This window comes from Nitrospirota bacterium, assembly GCA_016214845.1.
Lineage (GTDB): Bacteria > Nitrospirota > Thermodesulfovibrionia > UBA6902 > UBA6902 > SURF-23.
In genome coordinates this window covers 1-22701 of sequence record JACRMS010000026.1, presented here as the reverse complement: position 1 = coordinate 22701, position 22701 = coordinate 1, and the positions used below count along the sequence as shown (strand labels likewise).

The 22701-nt window shown below is 46.0% G+C and carries 19 protein-coding genes; 11 read left to right on the top strand and 8 right to left on the bottom strand.

Features of this window, described 5'->3' with window-relative positions; genetic code table 11:
• The first annotated feature begins 21 nt into the window (after positions 1–21).
• Positions 22–2259: an Ig-like domain-containing protein gene (locus HZB61_07865; GenBank protein ID MBI5056513.1), complete on the top strand. Its 2238-nt coding sequence runs from the start codon at positions 22–24 to the stop codon at positions 2257–2259.
• A gap of 350 nt (positions 2260–2609) precedes the next feature.
• Here HZB61_07865 and HZB61_07860 read toward each other — a convergent pair whose 3' ends face one another.
• The 5 genes from HZB61_07860 to HZB61_07840 all read right to left on the bottom strand — a co-directional run bounded on the left by HZB61_07860 (position 2610) and on the right by HZB61_07840 (position 7697).
• The gene (locus HZB61_07860; protein ID MBI5056512.1) at positions 2610–4442 is read right to left on the bottom strand and encodes a CHRD domain-containing protein; all 1833 of its coding nucleotides are present in this window, start codon (positions 4440–4442) and stop codon (positions 2610–2612) included.
• On the bottom strand, positions 4430–4858 hold the full coding sequence (locus tag HZB61_07855; GenBank protein MBI5056511.1) for a cytochrome C: 429 nt from the start codon (positions 4856–4858) through the stop codon (positions 4430–4432). The genes HZB61_07860 and HZB61_07855 overlap by 13 nt, the downstream gene beginning before the upstream one ends.
• 16 nt (positions 4859–4874) lie before the next feature.
• Positions 4875–6143 carry a hypothetical protein gene (locus HZB61_07850; GenBank protein ID MBI5056510.1) on the bottom strand — a complete coding sequence of 423 codons (1269 nt, stop codon included), beginning with the start codon at positions 6141–6143 and terminating at the stop codon, positions 4875–4877.
• Between the two features lie 83 nt (positions 6144–6226).
• Entirely contained in the window at positions 6227–6991 is a 765-nt protein-coding gene (locus tag HZB61_07845) for an inositol monophosphatase (GenBank protein MBI5056509.1), read from the bottom strand.
• A 37-nt stretch (positions 6992–7028) separates the two neighbouring features.
• A complete protein-coding gene (locus tag HZB61_07840) occupies positions 7029–7697 on the bottom strand; it encodes a class I SAM-dependent methyltransferase (GenBank protein MBI5056508.1) in 669 nt (222 codons plus the stop codon).
• A gap of 330 nt (positions 7698–8027) precedes the next feature.
• Between HZB61_07840 and HZB61_07835 the strand changes: the two genes are divergently transcribed.
• The 5 genes from HZB61_07835 (at position 8028) to HZB61_07815 (ending at position 10428) form a co-directional block, all read left to right on the top strand.
• Complete coding sequence (locus tag HZB61_07835) at positions 8028–8600, top strand: hypothetical protein (GenBank protein MBI5056507.1); 573 nt, start codon at positions 8028–8030, stop codon at positions 8598–8600.
• Complete coding sequence (locus tag HZB61_07830) at positions 8576–8965, top strand: hypothetical protein (GenBank protein MBI5056506.1); 390 nt, start codon at positions 8576–8578, stop codon at positions 8963–8965. The genes HZB61_07835 and HZB61_07830 overlap by 25 nt, the downstream gene beginning before the upstream one ends.
• A gap of 314 nt (positions 8966–9279) precedes the next feature.
• The gene (locus HZB61_07825) at positions 9280–9522 is read left to right on the top strand and encodes a ribbon-helix-helix protein, CopG family (protein ID MBI5056505.1); all 243 of its coding nucleotides are present in this window, start codon (positions 9280–9282) and stop codon (positions 9520–9522) included.
• Positions 9507–9845, top strand: a complete 339-nt coding sequence (locus tag HZB61_07820; GenBank protein MBI5056504.1) for a type II toxin-antitoxin system PemK/MazF family toxin — start codon at positions 9507–9509, stop codon at positions 9843–9845. Before HZB61_07825 ends, HZB61_07820 begins: the two co-directional genes overlap by 16 nt.
• A 238-nt stretch (positions 9846–10083) precedes the next feature.
• Positions 10084–10428, top strand: coding sequence for a hypothetical protein (locus HZB61_07815; protein ID MBI5056503.1), 345 nt, complete (start codon positions 10084–10086; stop codon positions 10426–10428).
• A 146-nt stretch (positions 10429–10574) separates the two neighbouring features.
• On the opposite strand, the gene HZB61_07810 is transcribed toward HZB61_07815, so the two are convergent.
• Positions 10575–11603 carry a DUF362 domain-containing protein gene (locus HZB61_07810; protein MBI5056502.1) on the bottom strand — a complete coding sequence of 343 codons (1029 nt, stop codon included), beginning with the start codon at positions 11601–11603 and terminating at the stop codon, positions 10575–10577.
• A gap of 178 nt (positions 11604–11781) precedes the next feature.
• On the bottom strand, positions 11782–15087 hold the full coding sequence (locus tag HZB61_07805; protein MBI5056501.1) for a UTP--glucose-1-phosphate uridylyltransferase: 3306 nt from the start codon (positions 15085–15087) through the stop codon (positions 11782–11784).
• Positions 15088–15220: 133 nt separating this feature from the next.
• Here HZB61_07805 and HZB61_07800 point away from each other — a divergent pair, with 133 nt between their 5' ends.
• From HZB61_07800 to HZB61_07790, 3 genes are read left to right on the top strand one after another with little or no spacing between them, the layout of a single operon-like run.
• On the top strand, positions 15221–15835 hold the full coding sequence (locus tag HZB61_07800) for a M23 family metallopeptidase (GenBank protein ID MBI5056500.1): 615 nt from the start codon (positions 15221–15223) through the stop codon (positions 15833–15835).
• Positions 15832–16278, top strand: a complete 447-nt coding sequence (locus tag HZB61_07795) for a D-tyrosyl-tRNA(Tyr) deacylase (protein ID MBI5056499.1) — start codon at positions 15832–15834, stop codon at positions 16276–16278. The genes HZB61_07800 and HZB61_07795 overlap by 4 nt, the downstream gene beginning before the upstream one ends.
• A 49-nt stretch (positions 16279–16327) precedes the next feature.
• Positions 16328–17167 carry an HDOD domain-containing protein gene (locus tag HZB61_07790; protein ID MBI5056498.1) on the top strand — a complete coding sequence of 280 codons (840 nt, stop codon included), beginning with the start codon at positions 16328–16330 and terminating at the stop codon, positions 17165–17167.
• A 47-nt stretch (positions 17168–17214) separates the two neighbouring features.
• On the opposite strand, the gene HZB61_07785 is transcribed toward HZB61_07790, so the two are convergent.
• Positions 17215–17370 (bottom strand): hypothetical protein, encoded by a 156-nt coding sequence (locus tag HZB61_07785; GenBank protein ID MBI5056497.1) that lies wholly within the window; start codon positions 17368–17370, stop codon positions 17215–17217.
• A 97-nt stretch (positions 17371–17467) separates the two neighbouring features.
• Between HZB61_07785 and HZB61_07780 the strand changes: the two genes are divergently transcribed.
• Both HZB61_07780 and HZB61_07775 read left to right on the top strand, forming a co-directional pair.
• Positions 17468–18922 (top strand): DUF4382 domain-containing protein, encoded by a 1455-nt coding sequence (locus tag HZB61_07780; protein MBI5056496.1) that lies wholly within the window; start codon positions 17468–17470, stop codon positions 18920–18922.
• A gap of 700 nt (positions 18923–19622) precedes the next feature.
• Positions 19623–22701: hypothetical protein (locus tag HZB61_07775; GenBank protein MBI5056495.1), on the top strand; the 3079-nt coding region annotated here is incomplete at its 3' end.

Sequence of the window (22701 nt, the reverse complement as noted above, 5' to 3'; positions counted from 1 at the left end):
GTAAACGAAAGGAGAAAAAATATGTTGAAAAAGTTATTAGTAGTTATAGTGATTTTGTTATCGTTGGTAACCGCGCAGTCAACACACGCTGGATTAACTGCGGTCAGTCCGACCAATGATCCAAATGGGTACCCATTCTGGTATCAGGACTCAACCGGGCTTGCGCTTGGATCTTGCGTTGACTCAACGGTGTATTGTGTTCTGCTGGCGGATGCGACCTTTAACGGAACGCTGCCTCTCGTGTTTCCGGGGCCGCCGCTAAATTTCCCCGCGGAATTCTTTTATTTTATTGCCGATGCCTCTACAGTGTCTAAAAAGATAATATATCGCGCCGCCCTTGAGGGCTCATTCGGCAACGGTGTTCCTGTTCAAGGGGACCAGACAGTTTTTGCAAGAATAAGGATCAGGGTTGACACTACTACAGCGGGCACCTATCGCGTTACTCATCCTTATGGTGTGGATACTTTTACTAACGTTCCCGCAGGAATAAAAGCGATCAATTCCACGGCAGACGTCGGAATTGCTCCGGGCGTTTTTACCGGCGCATTGGGCGGGAAAATAGGGCCGTTCCTTCAGAGCACGACAGTTGGCAATAAAGATGTGACCGATCCGGCAACCGGGAATATTTATCTTGCAAGTCCGGCAGCGCCGGTTACCGTGACCGGCAGCCCTTTCGGGACCAATTTCCTGAAAGTTGACAGAATAGACGCCTCAGGCAATGTTCTTGAGACCCTTGAAAATACCAGTCTGTTTTTCCTCGCCGGGAAAAAATTAGGTATGCAGGTTTCGCCTGCGTCGATTGTCTTTTCCAAGCAAGGTGTTGCTCCTATATTTACGGACAGTGTGGTTACAGTTACAAATGTAACAGGGGCCGCAGTTACCCTCGGAGCGATTACATCGTCCAATACTGCCGATTTCACAGTCGTTGCTCCTGATACATGCTCCAATGCGACGATTGCCGCATCCGGATCGTGTTCATTCACAGTACGCTTCTCAGGCACGGCTGGCGCGGCTGCCAGAAGCGCGACAATCCATGTTCCTCCGACAGACACTGCAATTCCAGCAGGGCATGTTCTGGTGAGCGGGACTATCGATTCCATAGCGCCTACAGTAACTGCCGTGTTCCCGGAAGATGGCAGTTCTGCACCAGGCAATGTTACCATGACTGCTGTTTTCAGTGAAGCAATGGCGCAGGCTACAATTAATGCAACTAATTTTACAGTGACACCTACGAGCCCTGCGGGACCGGCTATTGCCGGAACTGTTACATATGATACTGTTAACAACACCGCAACGTTCATCCCATCTGCGAATCTGACCGTAGGGGTTGTTTATACAGCTGCAATTACAACCGGTGCTACGGATGCTGTGGGCAATCCATTGGTTGCAAAATCCTGGACTTTCACCGGAGCTGCCCCTGATGATACACCGCCGACAATCAGCTCGACTAATCCGGCAGACAGCAGCAGCGGATTCCCAAAATCCTCAGCGCTTACCGTGGTATTCAGCGAGCAGATGCACGGGGCTTCCATAACTACCAGCACTGTAACGCTCAGCTCCGCAAGCGGCGCGGTGACCGGGACCGTAACGTACGATTCCTCGACAAAGACAGCCACTTTCACTCCTGACAGCCCGCTGGCGTCCGGCACGCCTTATACGCTTACCGTCACAACCGGCGTTGACGACCTCGCGCAAAACGCTCTTGCGGCCAACTACACAGCCACATTTGTAACTAACTTCACGCCGACTGCTCCTGAGATTGTGTCCCCTGCAAATGGAGAAACCGGAGTATCGATGCCGGTTACGCTCAAGTGGACAAAGTCAAATGATCAGGATTCGGACACAGTCAGTTATAAGGTAAGCGTCTGCAATAACCCGTTCTTCATCGGCAGCGGGAACGATTGCCAGAAGGACCTTGTTGTTACTGCGTCAGCAGGTAAAATGAATGTCTATTACGCAGGCCTTGGCGGTCTGAGCATGATAGGGATAGTCGGACTTGCCTTTGCAGGCGGCATGAACAGACGGAACAGGACAATAGCGCTCCTGTCGCTTGTGCTTATCACGGGAATGTCCCTCTATGCCTGCGGAGGTGGCGGAGGCGGAGGAGGCGGAGGTGGAGGCCAGACTATCGCGTCAACCGATGTGACCACTCAGGTAAGCAATCTGTCGTCTGGAGTAACCTACTACTGGAAAGTTGAAGCTGACGACAGCAAAGGAGGGTCAGTAGAAACAGAGTCCTCTACCTTCACAACCCAGTAAAGCAGTTGTTGAAACGCAAACGGGGAGGTCTTGCATGACCTCCCCGTTTTTTTTATGTTCATAAATCCGGAGGGATTCCCGACGCGCTTCGCTTGCGGGAATGACACCAAAAAATAAACTTTCAAATGATAGACGCCCTGCTGCAGAGGCCGCAGGGTCCTTAATAAAGAACTCTGGAGAACACAGTGGCAGAAGATTTCATTCTATAATTAAGCAGTCAACCACGGAGGCACAGAGACACAGAGAAATGTGATGGATGTGTCTCAGTGGTGTTCAGTTTCACGTGAAGAAGGAACGACGGGTAAATTATTTCCGCAGCACAGAATGAAAAACAAAAATCAGCGTACCGCTTACTGCGCGATGATCTGTCCCCTGATCTCGCCGGAAGGGTTGATCGTGCTATGGACATTGAAATAAAGCCCGTTTGCCTGATAGGCGGTGATCTGTTCAGCGGTCAGGATTGTGCCTGTTGGTATGGTCCACACGCCTGATGTCGCCCCTGCTCCGCCTTCAAGCGAGACGATAACAGGGCCTACTGCTCCGGCAGCAGCCTGATGTATATGCGCCACAGAGGCGTTGCTGCTGAGCCCGGAAAATGTGACTGTTCCGCTTATCTCACCCGTGCCGGTATTGACTGTGATGTCATAAGTGCCGCTTCCCGAAGTTGTTACCGCCGGGACCTCCTGTGCGCCGCTCAGCTCGGCAAAGACGATCTGTCCCCGTATCTCGCCGTCAAGGTTAGTCGTGGTATGGATATTGAAATAAAGCCCGTTTGCCATAAACGCGTTGAACTGTTCAACTGTCAGGATGGTCCCGGAAGGAATGGTCCATGTACCGGATGTCCCTCCAGCGCCGCCTGTGAGAGCTGCAATCACACCTCCGTTTGAACCGGCAGGGGCCTGGTGTATATGGGCGGCGGTGGCATTGCCCGTGAGTCCTGAAAAAGTCACAGTCCCGCTTATCCCGCGCGTGCTTGTGTTGGCTGTCAAAGTTGCGGAACCGCTTCCTGTTGTAACCACAGGAGGCACCATTTGCGCCCCTGACAGTGTAGCAGATAGCGTAACTCCCGTGAATATGATCTGGCCCCGTATCTCGCCGGCCGGATTGTTTGAAGTATGAACATTAATATAAAGCCCGTCTGCCTTGAGTACATTGAACTGCTCTTCGGTAAGGATGGTCGCCGGTACAGTCCCTACTCCAGATGTCCCTCCCGCTCCGCCAGTCAGTGCTACAGCAATCGGCCCGTTCGCTCCGGCAGCGGCCTGATGGATATGCGCAGCAGTCGCGGCGCTGCTCAGCCCGGAAAAGGCTAAAGTGCCGCTTATCTCCCTTGTATCGAGATCGACAATCAGGGTCGCTGTCCCGCTGCCAGTGGTAACAACAGGCGGGACTTCGCTGCTTCCGGTCAGGGAAATAGTTAATGTAATGCTCTGTCCGGTCGGGTTCGGCACGATAGGAGGCGGCACAAAATCCAGTACCGCGGCAGTAACGCCGTCATGGCAGCTATCGCACGCCGGTCCTGCGTGTCCCTGTAAATTATATCCGTGGCAATTAGTGCAGGCAGCACTGAATCTCCTTCCATAAGTGCCGTGGTAATGCAAAGGATCATCTTTTGCCTCATGCCATACATGGGTCGCGAGCCCGGGATGGCCGATACTGCCGTCAGGTCCGTTGTGACACGAAAAGCAGCTTATCCCCGATATGCCTCCGTCAAGATCACTGCCGTGACAGTTTACACATAGTTCCGTATTGAGCGTGGTCGTTACCGGAGTTGCCCCGTCCCTCAACTCAGCTATATAATCTGCTATCGCCTGAATGTCGCTTGAGCTCAGGTCTGATTGTCCTTTCATTAAAGGGACCACCCCGATGACGCCGGCAATTGATGACGCGCTGATATTGAATATCCTGGGGCCGATCTTCCCATTTGCGTCCTTGCCGTGGCAGAGGGCGCAGCGCCTGGCAAAGAGTGTACGTCCTCTTGAAGATGAAGATACTTCCTTCATCAGGGTAGCGTGGTAATTGTCATGGCCTATTGATAAGGGATCAGCCCAGCCCTCGGGATGACTGTTTGTGTCAGAATTGAAAACCGCCTGTTCATTCGCATCACCACATGCAAAGAGTAATGCGAACGCGGCAAGCAGCGCGGCGAGTATAAGTCTTTCTTTTATTCTCATCTGTGGCATGAGCCGCACCTTTCGTTGTTCTTGCGCCCGTGGCATTTGAAGCACACGGCAGGATTTATCTTGCCGTCGATCGTGTGCTGGGTGAGATAGTCTCCCCTGTGCGGCAGGGACCTTCCCGGGGCGTCCTTGAATTTGTCGCTTGGCTTTAGCTCTTCCTTGTTCGCGTGGCAGTCGCTGCAGAATGATTCCCTGTGGCAGACTTTGCATGTATTCTGGTTCTGTGTCGCGTGGAACTTGTGCCTTGTGCCGTAATCGCTTGTGTGGTCAATCGCGGCAAACTCTTCGGCGTGGCACTCGCTGCAGAGGGGTTTTGTCTCTAATTCGACAGGATGAAGTCTTGCAATGCTGTTGTGCCCCGCGCAGTTAAAGATAACAGCGGAGACCGTTAGTAGAAAAATCATTATTAATGCTTTTATGTGTCCGCTTTTCATTTCAGGCCCCCGTGCCGAACCGGTAAAGGAATTTGAGGAAGAGCTTTACTTCCTCGTCAAAATAAGGATTCTGCCCGTACTCAAGGTCGGCTGCCGCCCTCATCTTCCGGTTGAAATCATATCCCGCGGCAACCGAAGCGGCATAGGCATTTTTCACATCATTGATCTCCGCGGCGTATGCCACATTGAAGAAATCCGCTGTTATGTCGGCCTTCCCGAACTTCTTGCTCCCGTACACCCTGTATTCAGTATACTTCAAACTCTCACCATCGCCGCTCATGCGGTAGACGGAAAGCCCCGCGCTTCCCGTCCCGAAAACAGAGTACGTGATGCTGCCGCCGTAAAAGTCCGCGCTTCCGGCGATATCATAGTTATAATTTTTGTACTTAGCGGCAACGAGAATGTCTTCCGTAAAAGCATACGAGGCTTCTCCGCCAAGCATGAGCAGTTCCTCTTTGGGATCAATAATGCTGCTTTGAAATGTGAAGGCGCTCGTTGTTTGCGAAGTGAAGTATCGCTTGTAATCAGCCCAGTAGATCTCGGGTGAGATCCTGAATTTTTCAAACGGGCCCAGCGTTATAAAATATGAGTGCTCCATCGCGCCCGAATCGGTCACATTATAAGAAGACCTGCCGAGGACTGTTACCTTGTCAACCGGAAGCAGCCAGATATCAAAGCCGCTCTCTTCCCTGAATTTGTCGTGCTCGTTCCTCTCCTTTAGATAGGAAATACCGGCAGTGTAAAGCCCGGCCTTGCCGTGAGTGACCCTTGCCCCGTATACCAGGTCGCCCTCGCGGCTGTCGAAATCAGTCTCAACCGGCACACCGCCGAAGACCGCGACCCCGAATCCTCCCTTGAGATCAGCGCGTTTATAAAAGCCGTCTATCTGCTCAAGGGCAACGCCTTCGGAGACAAAGAGCCTGCCGAGATTTATGACAGCGTTGTCGGTCTTCTTTTTAAAGCTGAGATACGCGTACTGAAGATCGCTGTTGGACGTTTTTGAAAAACCAATGTCCCCGTTATCTTTGTATCTTGCCCAGCCGCCGAAGTGAAAAGAGACCTCTTCCCTGCCAAGGTCACCGACAGTGAAATCGAGATATTCAAAGATTGGAGAGATGCTGTCTGAATCGAGGGTCTCCCTGGACTGAAAGTAAGTTTTTGATTCGCCGTCCAACGTGAGAGCAAATGCCTGCGGCAGGGTAAATACGAACAGAAAGATAATGAATAAGGCCCACGCGGCCCTTATTTTTTTACTTTCGGATGTTTGCATGAAAAAACTATATCATAAGTTTTTTAGTTGTCAAGTGGAGGAAAGAAAAAAATTCGCCTTGAAAAATTATTCACGAAAGAGTGTCATCCGGCTATCATTCCCCCGAACACATTCCTGACCTCTTTCAGTATTTCTCCATGTATTGCGGGATTGGCGGCCACGATGTTTCCTGTTGAGAGATAATCTCTTTTACCTCCGAAATCAGTGACAACGCCGCCTGCTTCTTTGATCAGAAAACTTCCAGCCGCAATGTCCCATGGACCCAGTCCTATTTCAAAGAACGCGTCACATCTGCCGGCTGCGACATATGCAAGGTCCAGCGCAGCGGAGCCGGCCCTCCTGATGTCACTCACCCTGTTGAAGATATTTTTAAAGAGCATTAAATAGTTGTCGATTAGGTCTCTTTTGCGGAAGGGGAACCCGGTTGTAACAAGGCCGTTTGCGAGATTAGTTACCCCGGAGACCTTTAACTGCCTCCCGTTAAGGAATGCGCCTTTCCCTTTTTCCGCGGTAAAAATTTCTTCCCGCAGCGGATCAAAAATAACTCCCATAATTATTTCTCTGTTGAATTCAAGCGCTATTGAAATGGAGAATACAGGGTATCCGTGAATAAAGTTTGTCGTGCCGTCAATTGGGTCAATTATCCAGCGGTACTCCGTGGTCTGCGCTTCTTTTAGGGATTCCTCGGCAAGGAAATGATGACTTGGAAACTTCCTCCTGATCGTATCAATGATGATCTTCTCTGATTCTTTGTCAATGGTAGTTACAAAATCCGAGGCCTGCTTGATATCAATGTCATCCGGAGAGATCTTGCCAAGATTATTTAGAACAACTTCCCCTGCAAGCATTGAAGCCCTGAATGCTGTCCCGAGAAATTCGCTTTTCTCAGTGTTCACGATTTTTTCCCCATACTAATACATGACGGTCGCTGACAATATCGATTGTGAGATGGTCAAGGTCCATCGCCTCAAGCTGCTGTTGAATTTCCTCAACGCTGTAAGATGCCAGCAGGGAATTATAAAAATCTTTTTGTAAAACAGGCGAGGCATCAGCAGCATAAAGCTGTAAAAGGGCCTTTGCTGATTCTACATCATGAGGGCGCAGTAAGTCCATAACAAAAATCGGCGCTCCGGGTTTTGCGCACTGCCTGACTGCTTCCCATAATATTAGCGGTCCGGCAAGGTGATGGAGCAGGCTGTTGGATATGACCGCGTCGAACTTTTTCCCGGACAGTTCAGGGGCGGGCAGGGCGCATTTCCTCAGTTTGATCTGCTGCTCAAACCCCTTCTGTTTAACATCATGGATACCGATGTCAAGCATCGCCTGCGCGCCGTCAATGCCAGTGATCTTCACTCCGGGCAAGGCCCTTGCCATTCTGATAATGACGTCCGCCGTTCCGCATCCGAGGTCAAGCGCCTCACCGTAAGAGAATTCAGGAAAACGGGTTGTGAAATGTTTAACAAAGGCCTCGTGCGGTTCTGAGAAATCAGTGTCCGCGTAAGCCTTTGCCTGCTCGGCATCATCCATTAAATCCGGTTCAGGAATTCGTTTCATGGAAAATTAAAGTTAAAGGTGCGGCAAGAAAATTAAAAGACTTTTTAATTATATAAAAAACATGTGCGCCTTTGAAAGGGAAATTATTCTTCGATTTTTTTAATTGATATTTCGAAGACCTTGCTTTAGAATATTTCCATATCAAGTGGGACGATGCGCTGGAATAAATAAAGACCCTGTCACTACACACAGTGTCAGCAGGAAAAAGTTAATAAGTTGGTATTAAGTGATAACTAACAATGTCACTTATTACTTAATGACAAATTGTAGTTTATTAAATATGAGACATTCTATCTAATGTCTGTTATCTATTAGAAAGTGGCTACGATTATGGAGCTTAACTGCATTGAAGTGACAGGTGCCTTATATCAACCGGATAAAGCAATCGAGTTAAAGAACTTCTGGATTATTCCTGCTACCAAAAAAGTTGGAGCATTGAAGTTATCGCAATGCAAATTAATTATTGCTTCTGAGATGAATAATAAAGAAATTCGCCCAAGACTTAATCTTTTTATTTTTTGTTACCAGTTTTTATTTCTTAGAAGTGATATATATTTCTTCTCATCAATTCAGCAAGGCTTATCAATATTTAAAGAAACCGGAGCAAATATAAATGAAGTAACTGAAAAATTATGCAAAAAATATGAAACGGGTGGAGGGCTCAAAATATCTTTCGATGAAATAGATACTTTTCATAGCCAACTACCGAATAAAATAAATTTTACAGAATTTCACAATTGCTTCATTAAGAAATATAATGAAGATGATAATTTCCGAAATATAATTGACCTTTTTTGTATACAATTGGATCGAAGCCTAAGTATTACGACAACATATTTCAAAAGGTGTCGCAACTTCAAACCATTTTTGAGACAATCATGGGAGCACCTGACCAAGAAGTAAAAGCCTGTGGGAAGAAACATAATAAAGAAGATTGGGGACCATTCTTAACAAGAAAATTGAAAGAAAAGGAAATAGAAAATGAAAATGAGATAAGTTTAATCATAAAAATTAAGAACACATTAAATTGGTCAGCCAGAGTTAAATATACCCACTATTCTCAACAACTGAACACATTTCAAACATTCATAGACGATATTAAGGCTGGTCGTTTTAATGGTAAGTCAACATATACGACAAACTTCGAGGATATTTTAAATGGAACATTGAAAGCAAACGATTGGGCAGGAATAGATTGGGAAAACGTTTATTACCTTTATCAAACAATTATCAAGAAATTGATTTATATAGAATACTTAAGACAATAGAGAAATATCTAAAGTAAAAGGAATAGATAACACTTATAAGGCCTCCGGTTGTCAAGGGGCAAAGATCACCCGTCACGGATTTTGAAAAAATCCGTCATGCGAGCGATATAAAAAACATACTCTGACTTAATTTCAAATCAGCGGCATCCAGATCATATTCTAAGCATAGATTCATGAAGTTCAAAACGGTTTCTTGCTCTTTTAAGTCATTCGGTGGTCTGAAACAGTCAACTGTTATGTCCATACCAATGAAAACATCTTGACCGTAATTCTGGTATCCGGTATGATAAGTAGTAATACCGGGAGGTGAATATATGAGTAAAGCAAAAATTGCAATTACCCTTGATCAAAATTCAATTAGTCGCTTAGACCATCTCGTTCATGAAAACATTTTTATAAACCGTAGTCAGGCAATTCAAGAAGCTGTGAACGAAAAGATAGAAAGATTAGAGCGTAATCGGTTGGCGAAAGAATGTGCCAAATTGGATCCGGCTTTCGAGAAAGCTATGGCTGAAGAAGGATTAACCGAGGATTTAAGCGAATGGCCAAAATACTAAGGGGTGAGATTCGATGGGCAGACTTAAATCCCGTGCGTGGTCATGAGCAAGCAGGCATGCGACCTGTTTTAATCTTGAGTCAAGATATATTTAACGAACATTCCGGGACAGTCATAGCGATGACATTAACCAGCCAGCCGCAGAAAGCAGGTTTCCCTTTGACGCTGGAGCTGAAAACTGAAAAACTACCAAAACGATCATGGGTAAAGATCAGCCAGATACGAACTCTTTCTGTTGAGAGAATCGGGAAGAAACTTGGAAGAGTATCTCCAGAAGAACTTGCTCAAGTAGTCGAAGGGCTGAATGAAATAATCGGGACATAACAAATAATGGAATAGACATCCTCTTGGAGAAAAAGCAAAGGTCGTAGAAGATCTGAACGGTTATAGAGTAGAAGCTATCGACATACTTGCGACTCTTGGCTTTTTTTATCAAAACAATGTAGAAAAAGCTGTATCAGACATAGTTGGGCAAGCATTTAATATCAAGCTCATTGAAGCTGAAGTTAAGCTTGCAGCAGAGAAAATTAAAAAGATTATAGATGCTTGAGTTAAACAAGAAATGACAAATTCAAAAAGTCTGAAAAAGAAGCTTCTTGAATTGAAAAGGGAAGCACATGAAAGAGAAATAAAAAAACATTTAATTGAGCTGTCGGCAAAGTTTGAGGATTGGAAAATAGGCAAGATGAGCAGCGGCGAACTAAGTGTTCATATTCATGAGTATGATAAAGGTCCTTCAAAATGGATGATGGGTTTTTATAACGACATTGATTATGACGTAAGCATAGCTCGTGCGGTTGTCATTGGACTATTGGCAAGAGAAGAAGTTCCAGATGAAATTCTGGAGATGATTGAGAGACAAATAACATATTTTAAGGAACAAAATAAGAAACCTAAAAAGAAATGAGGTTATAACCAGTCAGTGGAGTTGAACGAGGAACACACTGCTGAAACAAAAGTGCAAAAGAGCGGAAGTGCAGAAGTACAAAAGGTGAACGAACCGGGACATTGTAACTTTTTAGGTTCTTAAAGTTGGGAAGTTCAAAAGTAGGCTCATTTCCACTGGCTCTGGATATCATACGTCCCGTGACGTTTGAAGACTTTCCTGATCTTATTTAGATCGTCCCCCACAAGACCTTCGAGAGAATAGTCCCCCATCTTCTCTTCGTTCTGAAGGTAATAAAGATAACCGATCTCTTCGGGCTCAAAACCAATCGCCCTTGCCGCGACACCGTCGGCTTTAACCGGATCAGCGGAGGCTATCGCTATTCTCATGTCAACAGGGGTGCCGTCAACAGGGCCGTTGTTTTCCATACAAGTAAATCCATCAAGCACCACCAGATCAGGCCAGGTCCTCTTTGCGAATTCGACAATGTTGTGATGGATCATCTTTACGCTCTTGCGGTAGGCAGGGTATTGCCTGAACAAAAAGTTTATCAGCCAGGGCGGAAGTTTTCTTCTCGCCTTTGAAACAGTGCCGGGCGGCAGTCTGTCAAGGAGTGTCTTTGGCGCGTCAACTTCAACTCCGCCTTTCATCCCGTGGATCATTGCCATGTCCTGTCTTAAAACAAGCCCGGCCATATTTTTAATTCCGAATGTCGCTTGCGCGAAGTTATGCGTCTTGGGAATTGCGAGCGATATCCTGTAGTCGAATTCAAGGACACGTTTTGAAATTCTCAGGTGCGTGTCGCCGACAACCGAGTGAATGGGACTTTCCATCACATCATTATCGTTGTCGAAATCAGTCAGCTTCACATTGCGGTATTTCTTTTCAAGCCTGTAATAATCATAATCCTCAAACACCTTCGTTGTAGGAAGCTTCCTGTAGAACGCGGTGGCGGAACTTTCACCGACAGTGATCGGTGTATCAGGGGCAAGAGTGCGGGTGAACTCGATGACGGCTTCTATGGCCTCCACATTGGTGTTTGCGAAGTCCGGTTTCAGCGCCACGAGATTCGGCTTGATCAGAATGTTCTTTGCCTTCTTTATAGGCTCCAAATCTTCTCTAATCAACGTGAGACATTTCTTGATGTTCTCTTTCCTGTTGTCGCCGTGGATCAGCGCCACCTTTTTATTGGACATGAGTTCCTCCGTGTTAACCAATTTATGAATTGTCATTCCCGTAGTCAGTAAACGGGAATCCAGAGCCTTTTAACAAAAAACTGGATTCCGGCTTACGACCTGCCGGAATGACAACTTTAAAGGTATTTTCGGTCAATAATATTTTTTCTATATATGCGTCCATCTGCATAATCCGCAGCTAAAAGATCGCTTTCCCTTTCACATACTCAAACGACCCGTCATTCGCCCACGTGTCCAATAACGCGGGCTCTTTCAATTGCTGGCCTCTGTATCTTGCAACAGACACAAAACCTGTCTTAAGGTCCGTGAGGCCTGTCATGTCGCCCCAGATCTTTTCAAACTGGGCAACGGGATAAACATCCTCCTGTCCGCTGCCCCAGACGTATTTTACATCCTTTAACGTTACGTATGCCGGGATCTTTTTTTCAACCGCGTGTATGGCGTCAAGTATTTTGTCCTGCTTCTCCGGACTGTTCTCAGCATCCAAGATCACATTCCTGTCCAGCCCGAAATATTCGAGCATGGGATCAATGGTTATCCAGTTGGTGTTTGTATTATAAAAACTCAGACCGTATTCGTCCTCTTCCCTTGGGAGCGCCATTCCCTCAACGAGCCTGACGTGCCCGTTGATCTTTGCCAGGCCTCCACCCGCGTCCTCTATTCTTCGGGGAGTCACTTCAAACGTCATGCACTTTTTATTTTCAATGTGCATTCCGAGCATGTGCGGATCAACATCCGCCCCCAATGTATCGACGTTGTGACAGAAAAGATACCTGAGGTTTGGGTTGTCCCTCAGCATCTGCGCGAGCACACCGTTCTTTATGAGATTCGGAATTTCATACCAGTGTCCGGGCGGGTTGAATCTCAGCATCGGCTTGTTCTCGCTGTAATCTTCCCCTTCGCCTTTTGATTTTGCCCACTCTATTAATGCGCGGCGGACATCATCCTGCACCCTCTGTACATTCTCATCAAGCTTCTGCTGAAGCTGTTCCTCCCAGTGAAAGCGCAGGTCCCGCTCCATCGGATAGACCCTGTGGGCTATGGACTTTGCCGGAGAAAGATATATTTTCCCCTCGTAGCTGAAGTAGTTAAATCTGTCGAGGTATCTGAACACAGCATCATGTGTTAAGTAACTTGTCGTGAAGACATGAGGGACATTGCGGCCTGATAACTTTCCTGTCTTCCGGCTCTTGGCAAGATGGATTTCAATAAATGTCCTGTACGCGCCGTCCATTTTAATAAAAGGGTTAATGGATTTCACGACGGCTGCACCGTGCGTCCAGCGGCTGCCCATGCCCCCGGCAAAAGTGACTACGGCGACTTCGTTATTTTTGAGGGCGGCGAGGCCTGTTTCGGAATATCCCCCCTCACCTTTCTTTTCTAAAGGAGGGGAGGACACACCCCTAACCCCTCTTGATAGAGGGGAATAATTAAACTCTTCAAAATGAAATATTTCCTCAGGCGAAACGTCTTCAATTTTAGTTGTCAAAGGAAGGCGGTTTTTTGAAAGACCGATCTCGCCTTTTTTTAACAGGGCCTTCATATGCTCATGAGAGCGGACATCGAAGCCGAATTGGTTTTTAATCTGATCTTCGGTTATCGGACTGTCATGCTGAACTCGTTTCAGCATCTCTCCATTAGACCCTGAAACAAGTTCAGGGTGACAAACAGGAACGCCTTCAATCTCAGGCATCACCGCTTCTTTCCCCTTCAATAACTTCGCTGCTATACCTTCATGGTTGATCTCGAAATCATATACCACGGGATCAATGATAAAGGGCAGGGAGGAGTTGTACATTTGCTTCAGCTCATGCATGATCTCAGCAATTCTATTTTTGAAAGCGGTTTTGATCGCAGGATTCACAATAAACGCCATGCCTCCGCCTGACATCCCGCCAAGCATCAGAAATCCCCAGTAATCGTCACTGAACTCATTTTTTACATTATTGATTAAAGCCTCCGTGAAGGCATTGTTCACCCATGGAACAATGTCCTGTATCGGGCCTTCCCAATCCTCGGTGGTCAGCCTGCCGAGTGCTTTCATATCGCCAATCTTTAATGCGTCAACGATACTGGTGAACAGTTCGATCCCCTTTAGCCGGGCTTTCCATTCCTTTTCATATTTAAGGAGATATTTTTCAGTGACCATCTCAAGAATGGGACCCACGTCCTGCGATATCCCGCCATGAACAAGCACCATCGAATCAATGATCTTTTGCTCCACCTCTTTTGAGATCTCCTCCCAGGAGAACACATTGTGCTCAGGCAGGAGGCAGCCCCTGCTCACACCGTATTCAGTGTCGCCGTGTCCTGACAGCTTTCCCATTATCACTTTTATCCCCGGCCACAGGCCGCCTGAATCCTGCCAGCCGCCGCCTGAGCCGCCAAGCCATTCTCCAAGGATTGCCCTCGACGCCACTGTGCGCCTTTCAAGTTCGGTCAATGTCCCTGTCTGGTTTTTGATCTGGCCGCTGAATCTCATGAGGCGGGTTATGATCGTCGAAATAAGTGTTGTACTGACGGCAAGTCGCGAACCCTTTGGGATGCCGTTGACCTTTGTCACTACCTCTATGCCCCCGGGTTTGCCAAGCAGTTTATGTAATAAATCTTTAAGCGGAATATTCCTGCCTTCAAAACAGGGAGGCACAATACCGGACGCTACTACTCCGGCTTTAAGAAGGGAGAGGTAATCATTGCCGAAATTAAAAAGCTCCTGCAAAGTGGATATTTTTTTTGAGGACTTCAGGTCGATTGAGATCAGGTGAATAACAGGTTCTTCAATAAAGCGGGTGTAGCACTCACATGGAGGAAGTATCCGCTCATCGCTACTGTGGACCCTCATGTTCACCGACAGGTTTACGACCTTTGCGCCTTCGGGAAAATCCATTCCGAGGAAAAATATGTCGGACCATCCGCTGTGAGACGGGTCCAGCCTGACAGGCGAGGCATCCATCCCGACCGGATATAGCCCTGTTTCAGGGTCCGGCGTTGTCAATTCTACGGGTGCAGAATACGGGTAACCATCAATTCCTTTTATGTTGAAAAGCAGATAGTTTTCCGTACATTGGCTAATGGATAACTTTACCTGATCGAGTAAATACTTAAAAGCAAGGTTGTAGTATGATTCCGCCAATGCGCTGAAGACGGCGCTGTTTTGGCCGCCGGGGCTTTTTGTTTCAGTCAGATAAGTAGTTATGGCAAGTTCAAAGTCTCTTTCAAAGGCAGCTTTGACGCCTTCAAAGGGGATGTTGCCGTATTGAAGTATATCTTTATTGACCTGGAGGTAATACCTGTAGATCACAAAGAGAAACAGGGAAGCCCTTACTTTGTGGTAGAGGTTGCCGGAGGATTTCCGGAAGGCTTCAACTTCATCAGCAAGCTGGATGAGTTCTTTACTATTTTTGTTTCGCAGAAGTGAGGTAATGGAACGGTTGCGGATGGGATCATCCTGGCTGGTTATGGTTTCGATCAGCTCGTTAGGCATAATTGAGATTTAGTATTTTAACACAAAGCATTCTTGCCAACCCGCTTTTTTAATAACCTTGAATACCTTGTGATAAAAATAATATCGTATAATCTAAATCAGCGTAAGAAGAAAATATTGTGATTAAGCGAGAATGGATTTAAAATTTAACGCCATGAATATTCCACCACTGAGAAAATCACGATTCACTGAAATTTTTTTCAGGGAGAACGCCCTTGAAAACAGTTTTAAAGAATGGGTCTTTTATAAAGGAATGCTGTTTGATGATTTGAATAAATGGTGGGGTGATCAGGGAAGGCGGGACACCCCTCATGAGGGTGTGGATTTTTGTTTTTATAAGGACGGGCAGGGCGGGGTCCATCGTCTTAATGAGGACATGAAAATTCCTGTAATGTATGACGGAGTTTTTGCCGGAATTATAAATGACTTTCTCGGCAAGTCTGTTATCATAGAGCACAAACTCCCTGACAATGATCAAATCCGGTGGTGTACGATCTACGGGCATACAAATCCGGTTGATGGTTTACATGCCGGCATGGTTGTAAGGGAAGGCGATGTTATCGCAACAGTATCTGGTAAGGCAAGGGCCGGAATTATCCCTCATTTACATATTTCAACAGGATGGTCATCTGAAGTCGTGCAATATGCTCAGCTTGACTGGGAAATAATAAGCGCACGGAAAATCCTGAGGCTGCTGGATCCGCTGCAACTTATTGACAGTGTTTATTTAAGAAAGGCCGGTACATGAGAATACTGATCCAAAGGGTCAAGACCGCAAAAGTAATTGTGGATGGACAGGCTGTTACGGAAATAGGGAAGGGGCTCCTGCTTCTTGCCGGAATAGGCAAGGATGACAATAAAGATGACATTGAGTACCTTGCCAGGAAGGCAGCGAACCTCCGCATCTTTGAAGACGAGATGGGGAAGATGAATCTAAATGTTAACCAAGTCCGGGGCGAGGTTTTGAGCGTGTCGCAATTTACCCTTTATGCTGATACGCGAAAAGGCAACCGTCCCGGTTTTGATCAATCAGCAAGTCCGGATATAGCCGAAGAATACTGGAAGCTGTTCAATAACATGTTGAGAGAAGAAGGATTAACTGCTAAAGAAGGCATATTCGCCGCGCATATGGAAGTATCATTAATTAACGACGGGCCTGTGACAATATGGCTTGATTCAAAGAGCAGATGATAATATTCCACTTAAGAAATTGCACTGAAAAGACGATAATAATACAGCTATGAATGATTCGTTAAAGTCTTACGTTCAGAAGATCAGGAAGCTCCCCACCATTCCTGTAATTGCTCAAGAAGTTCTGGCGCTTATCGGCGATGACTTGTTGTCAGTTGACAAACTTGAGAGCATTGTAGAAAAAGACCCTGCTATCTCCGCGAAGGTTTTGAGCGTTGCCAACTCTGCTTTTTTCGGGTTCAAGGTGCATACCGACGCGCTTCAGACGGCAATAATGCGCGTGGGATTCAACAATGTTAAAAATGTCGCGCTCGGAATTTCTTTAATGACCATGCTTGATGACGGAAGGAGGGGAAAGTCCTTCGATTACCAGCGGATATTCAACCATTCCGTTTCAGTCGGGTTTACCGCGAGGCTGATCTCCAGGAACCTAAAAATGGACATTGCGGAAGATGTTTTGGTGAGCGGGACATTGCATGACCTGGGGTATCTGGTCATGAACAGGTATTTCACGGACAAATATCAGGAAGTGCTACAGGCATTTGAGAAAGAGGATTCGCTGCTTGCCGCAGAGAAAAAAGTACTGGATTTCAACCACACGGAGATCGGATCATGGCTTGCGGAAGGATGGGACCTGCCCGACATCATTATAGATTCAAACCTGTACCATCACACACCGTCACGAGCAGAAAAAAATCTGAAGCAGGTAGCCGTGATACATATTGCCGATTATATAACCACAAGAAATATCCTGAGCCCCACAGAAAAAGACCCGAATTACCCGCTTGATTTTTCAGCCCTTGATATCCTCGGAATAGCAGAAAACGATCTCAAAGATATGGAAGAATCAATCGGCGGCGTCCCTTTTGATGACGAAGTCTTCACGTAAATTTCAAAGAAATATAACCATCCAATAATAATTTTACCCGGCAAGTTTTAATACTCAAGCATCCTTACATCGTGTATGCTTTTGCCTTCAACGGACAGAAAGCCGTAACAGTCCAATTGATTAATAGATTTTACATTTCTTTCTCCGGCCATTGATTGAAAAACCATGCACGCCCGCTTCAATCCGGATATTTCAACTTTCATAAATTCAGTTAGTTATAAATGTGGTATAAGGATTGCTTAATAGGCGGACAATCAATTCGGTCTTTGACCGCAAATATTTTAAAAGGAGGAGATTATAATGAAACACAACCGAAATATTTTTTTAGCTTTTATTGTCTTATATCTGTCAGCATTGATCATTTCGTCCTGCGGCGGCAGCGGGGGAGGGTCTTCCAATACATCACAGGGAACTCAAAGCGGCAGCGGCAGCGTAGCGGTCTTTCTTAAAGACTCTCCCGCAGATGATTTTTCACAGATTAACATCACGATTTCCCGGATCGGCCTGATATCCAATGACCGGAACGTCACGGTGTTTTCGGGCATCAAGACCTTAAATCTGCTCGATCTGAAAGATGAGACCATGCTGTTTTCTGTTGGGAACAATGTGTCCGCCGCGCAATACAACAAGATAAGGCTATATGTTGAGAAAATAGAATTGGTCAAGAAAGACACCGGAGAAAAGATATACCCTGACTTGCCCGCAAACGGCAAGATAGACCTTAATCTGCGTGAGATGTTCACCGTTGTTTCCGGCAAAACAGTTGCTGTTCAACTGGATATGGACGCGGAGAAATCCATTCATATTGTAAGGACCGGGAACCAGGAAAAATATATTTTCAGGCCGGTGGTTTTCATTGATGTCCTTCATCATGTGGACCAAAGCAAGCTAATGCGCATAAAAGGCACTGTCAGCAATCCGGACCCGGTCAATCATACATTCAATCTCTTGCTGAAAGAGATACCCGGCGATAATATGATGACCGCATCAGGCATGCACATGGGCCAGCCTGTAGAGGGTAATAATGATGACGCAGGAGACCGCTGTTTGACTGTCCGCCTTCCTGACGACACGTCTTTTTTCAGCGCGATCCGGGATGGAGGTCCTGCAACATTTGATGACCTTGCTGAAAACAGTCCGGTAACAGTCATCGGATTTTATATGATGGATTCTCCTGAAGACGATGACAACACGCCGTGTGAAATGACAATGTCGGCAGTTACAGTGGAAATAGGGGAGTTTGCGCAATTCTCAGGCATGGTCCGTTCAGGGGTCATTTCACAAAACGGTGCAGGCGGACAATTTGATTTTGAACTGGACCAGGACCAGGGCATCCAGGCGGCATCTCCGATAAAGGCCGGTATTCACGCGGAAACAAAAATTTATTCATCGAACGGTGACCCCCTCCCGGAGTCCTCAATTCATGAAGGCGTCCACGCGATTGTTGACGGCATACTATTATTAAATAACAATCCGGTCCTTCTCAATGCCGCCTTCATTTTGCTTGATACGACCTCAGATAAAGTTTCCGGGACCATAAGCAATATAGACTTCATACTGAAGACCTTTGATGTCGGGACAACATGTGTCGGCATCTCAGACAATGTGGATATCTTTCAAATAGAAGATACGGATGATGCGGTCACAAGTGAAATGACCAATTTTGCAGACCTTACCGCCGGCGTCAAGGTCGATGTTTACGGGACCGCGGACAGCAGCGGATGTTTTGAGGCAAACACAATTATCGTGTATTAAGGACAATTAGGTTATCAGTTGTACTTGAGGAGTTTTGAAAAGGGGCGCCTTTACTATAAGAAGGCGCCCCTTTTATATTTTGTAAAAAATGATGTACTTGGGATAATATCAACCGGATATGATTCATTACAGCATAAGAACGTAAGATGAAAGTTATTCTTATTCAACTACATACGTTAAAGGCCCGCTGTATGATTTTCCATGCACAAAGAAACCGCAACAACCCCTTCATATTAAACGATTCCCTGTTCCCCTCCTTTAAACAGTGTATGAATAGAATACACTTCTGATTCTTCGGTCCTATCTGCTTTTTCAAAATATTAACAAGTTAGCAGGATGGCACAAACATTGCTTTATAGACGTCCCGATATATGAATTACTCTCTACCTTCTCATAAAAACATTTATACCGGGAATTATTGTTACACAGGCAATTTAAGGAGTCAGCAGGCGTTGTTTTATCCGATGCCTTTGAAAATTTTTTATTGAAAAAGCATTTTTGTGCGGTCAATCACAGACCGCCTTTTCAAATCAATTATAAGATAATAAAATACTCTAATAAAGAACATGGATCAAGTAAGAATAATAATTACAAGAGACTGCCTACAATATAAGATCCTTCCTGTCTTCCGAAAATGTTCAACAGAAAAAAGGAGCCTGGCCTAACAATGGAATATGTTGCACGGATTAAGGATGAAAGTATGATAACACAAGGTAAGATTATCGTATTTGTTGTCTTTTTGCTTTCTTGTTTCTCTGGAGCAAGCTTCGCCGATATGATTTCTCCGGGGAAGCTGACAAAATCTCACAAGAACCTGGACACTATTAAGAAATGTATCTCCTGCCACGTCTTAGGACAGGGGATTTCCGATTCGTCCTGCTTGTCATGCCATGACAAGCTCGTTGAGCGAATTAAGAAAAGTAAAGGTCTTCATGCCCAGTTAAACGGGAAGAGATGCACTGAATGCCACATCGACCATAAAGGCGAAGACTTTAATATAATGCCTCTTGATAAGGATAATTTTGACCATGAAAAAACGGGCTTTGCGTTAAAAGACAAGCACAAGACCACGTGTAGCTCGTGTCATAAAAAGGAAAAGACATATCTTGGCTTGTCCCAGGAATGTCTCAATTGCCACACTGATGTTCACAGGAAAACTCTGCCTGATAACTGCCTTAAATGCCACAACTTCACCGGCTGGAAAAACATGTCGTTTGAGCATGACAAGAATTCAAAGTTTCAGCTTACCGGAAAACACACGGAAGCGAAATGCGAAGGCTGCCATCCGGTAGTTCAGGTGAAAGGCAATAAAGAAAAGGACGGCAAAGTTTACAAGGTCCTTCAATTTAAACCTATTAAATCCGGAAGCTGCACTGACTGTCACAATGACATTCACAAAAGCATAAGGGACAACAAATGTGAAAGCTGTCACAGCACAAAGGGCTGGAAAGAACAGACATTCGATCATAATAATGCCAAGCTGAGCGATTTCAAACTCGAGGGCAGCCACTCAAAGGTTTCATGCGAGCTTTGCCACCCCGAAGAAAAGACCACTGTGAAGACGAACGGCAAACAGGTTGAAAAGCAGGTCAAGAAATTCAAACTGATCGCCCACGCGCTTTGCAACGACTGCCACTTTGATATCCACAAGGGACAGTTCAAAGACAAGAAGTGCGACTCCTGCCACACGGCACAGGAGAAATGGAAGAATACCACATTCAAACATGATTCCAATGAATATAAAGGCTTCAAACTTGACGGCAAACACAAAGAAGCCTCATGCGAGAAATGTCACCAGAGAAGCGAGACAAAGTTCAAGGAGTTCAATAAGAGTAAAACGGCGACAGCCGGTAAATTCAAACCGGTCAAGTCGGAGAATTGCAGTGACTGCCACAGTGACGTGCACAAAGAGCTCAAGGACAACAAATGTGAAAGCTGTCACAGCACAAAGGGCTGGAAAGAACAGACATTCGATCATAATAATGCCAAGCTGAGCGATTTCAAACTCGAGGGCAGCCACTCAAAGGTTTCATGCGAGCTTTGCCACCCTGAAGAAAAGACCATCATCAAGACAAACGGCATACAGGTAGAAAAGGTAATTAAAAAGATCAAGCCGGTTGCTCATGCGCTTTGCAGCGACTGTCACTTTGACATTCATCAGGGACAATTCAAAGACAAGAAGTGCGACTCCTGTCATACCGTCCAGGAGAAATGGAAAAATATTACATTCAAGCATGACTCTAATGAATATAAAGGCTTCAAGCTTGACGGCAAACACAAGGAAGTTGCCTGTGAGAAATGCCATCCAAGAAGCGAGACGCCTTTTAAAGAGTTCAACAAAAACAAAACAGCTGCCGTTGGCAAATTAAAACCCATAAAATATGAAAAGTGTAACGACTGTCATTTTGACGTCCATAAGGAACAGTTCAAAGACAAGCGATGCGACTCCTGCCACACGGTTCAGGAGAAATGGAAGAACATCACATTCAGGCACGATGCCAGAGAATATAAAGGTTTCAAGCTTGAGGGCAAACACAAAGAAGTTGCCTGTGAGAAATGTCATCATCAGAGGAGCGAAGTCCAGTTTGCAGAATTCGGCAGCCAGAAGCAGGCGACCATTGGCAAATTCAAGCCTATTGAATATGACAAATGCATAACATGCCATAAAGATCAGCACAACGGAAAATTCGAGAAGGCCTGTGAAAAGTGCCACATACCCGAAAGCTGGGAACCGAGAAAATTCCTTCACGATCCGTTAACGTCCGAGCTTAAAGGTGTTCATAACACATTAAGCTGCAGCGAATGTCATAAGAAGTCAAAGAACTTCAAGGGCCTGGACTCAAATTGCACCAGTTGTCATAAGGATGTGCATTTCAATCAGTTCGGACGCTTCTGCGGAGACTGCCACAGGCAGCAGTCCTGGATCCCGCCGGATTTCAAACACATAGGCGTCGGGTTCAGGCTTGTAGGCGGCCACAGAAAAGCGGATTGCACGGACTGTCACAAAAACGGGAACTATAGAAATACGCCTACGGATTGTTATGTCTGTCACCAGAAAGATTATCAGTCGGCCCCTAATCATGTGGCCGGAGGATATCCTCATGATTGCACGGAATGCCATGATATAACTGGCACATGGGAACAGGTATCATTCAGCCACGAAGCCTTTAGTTTCAAAGGCGCTCATTCCTCGTTAGTTGGTGATTGTTCAACATGCCATGTCTCTTCCGGGGTATTGCCCTTCGGCACAACCGAGAGCGACTGTTATAACTGCCATTCCATTTCCGGCGTGGCTTCCGCTACATCTTATGAGAAAGTTGCGGCGCCTTCACACACCGCAAACAGCTTCACCAAGGTTTGCACTAACTGTCACACAGAATCCACCTGGTCACAGGCCAAGTATTTGCACAGGTCATTTCAGTTAAGCGGTATTCACAATACTTTAATTTGTGACAAATGCCATACAAATGGTTACCCCGGCTCAATAGCAGGGACCTCAAGCGACCACTGTTATACATGTCATGCAGCACAGTACCAGTCAGCTCCTAACCATGTATCAACTGGTTATCCCCATGATTGCACAGCATGTCACTCAACGGCAAGCACATGGGCCAACGTAAAGGCATATTCTCATCCTTCGTTCTCATTCAGCGGGGCGCATTCCGCTATAAAGACAACCTGTTCAGAATGCCATATCACAGGCAAGACCATACCTGCCGGAACAACAGACAGCAACTGCTACAACTGTCATTCGACTGCCGGAGTTGCAACTACGAAAT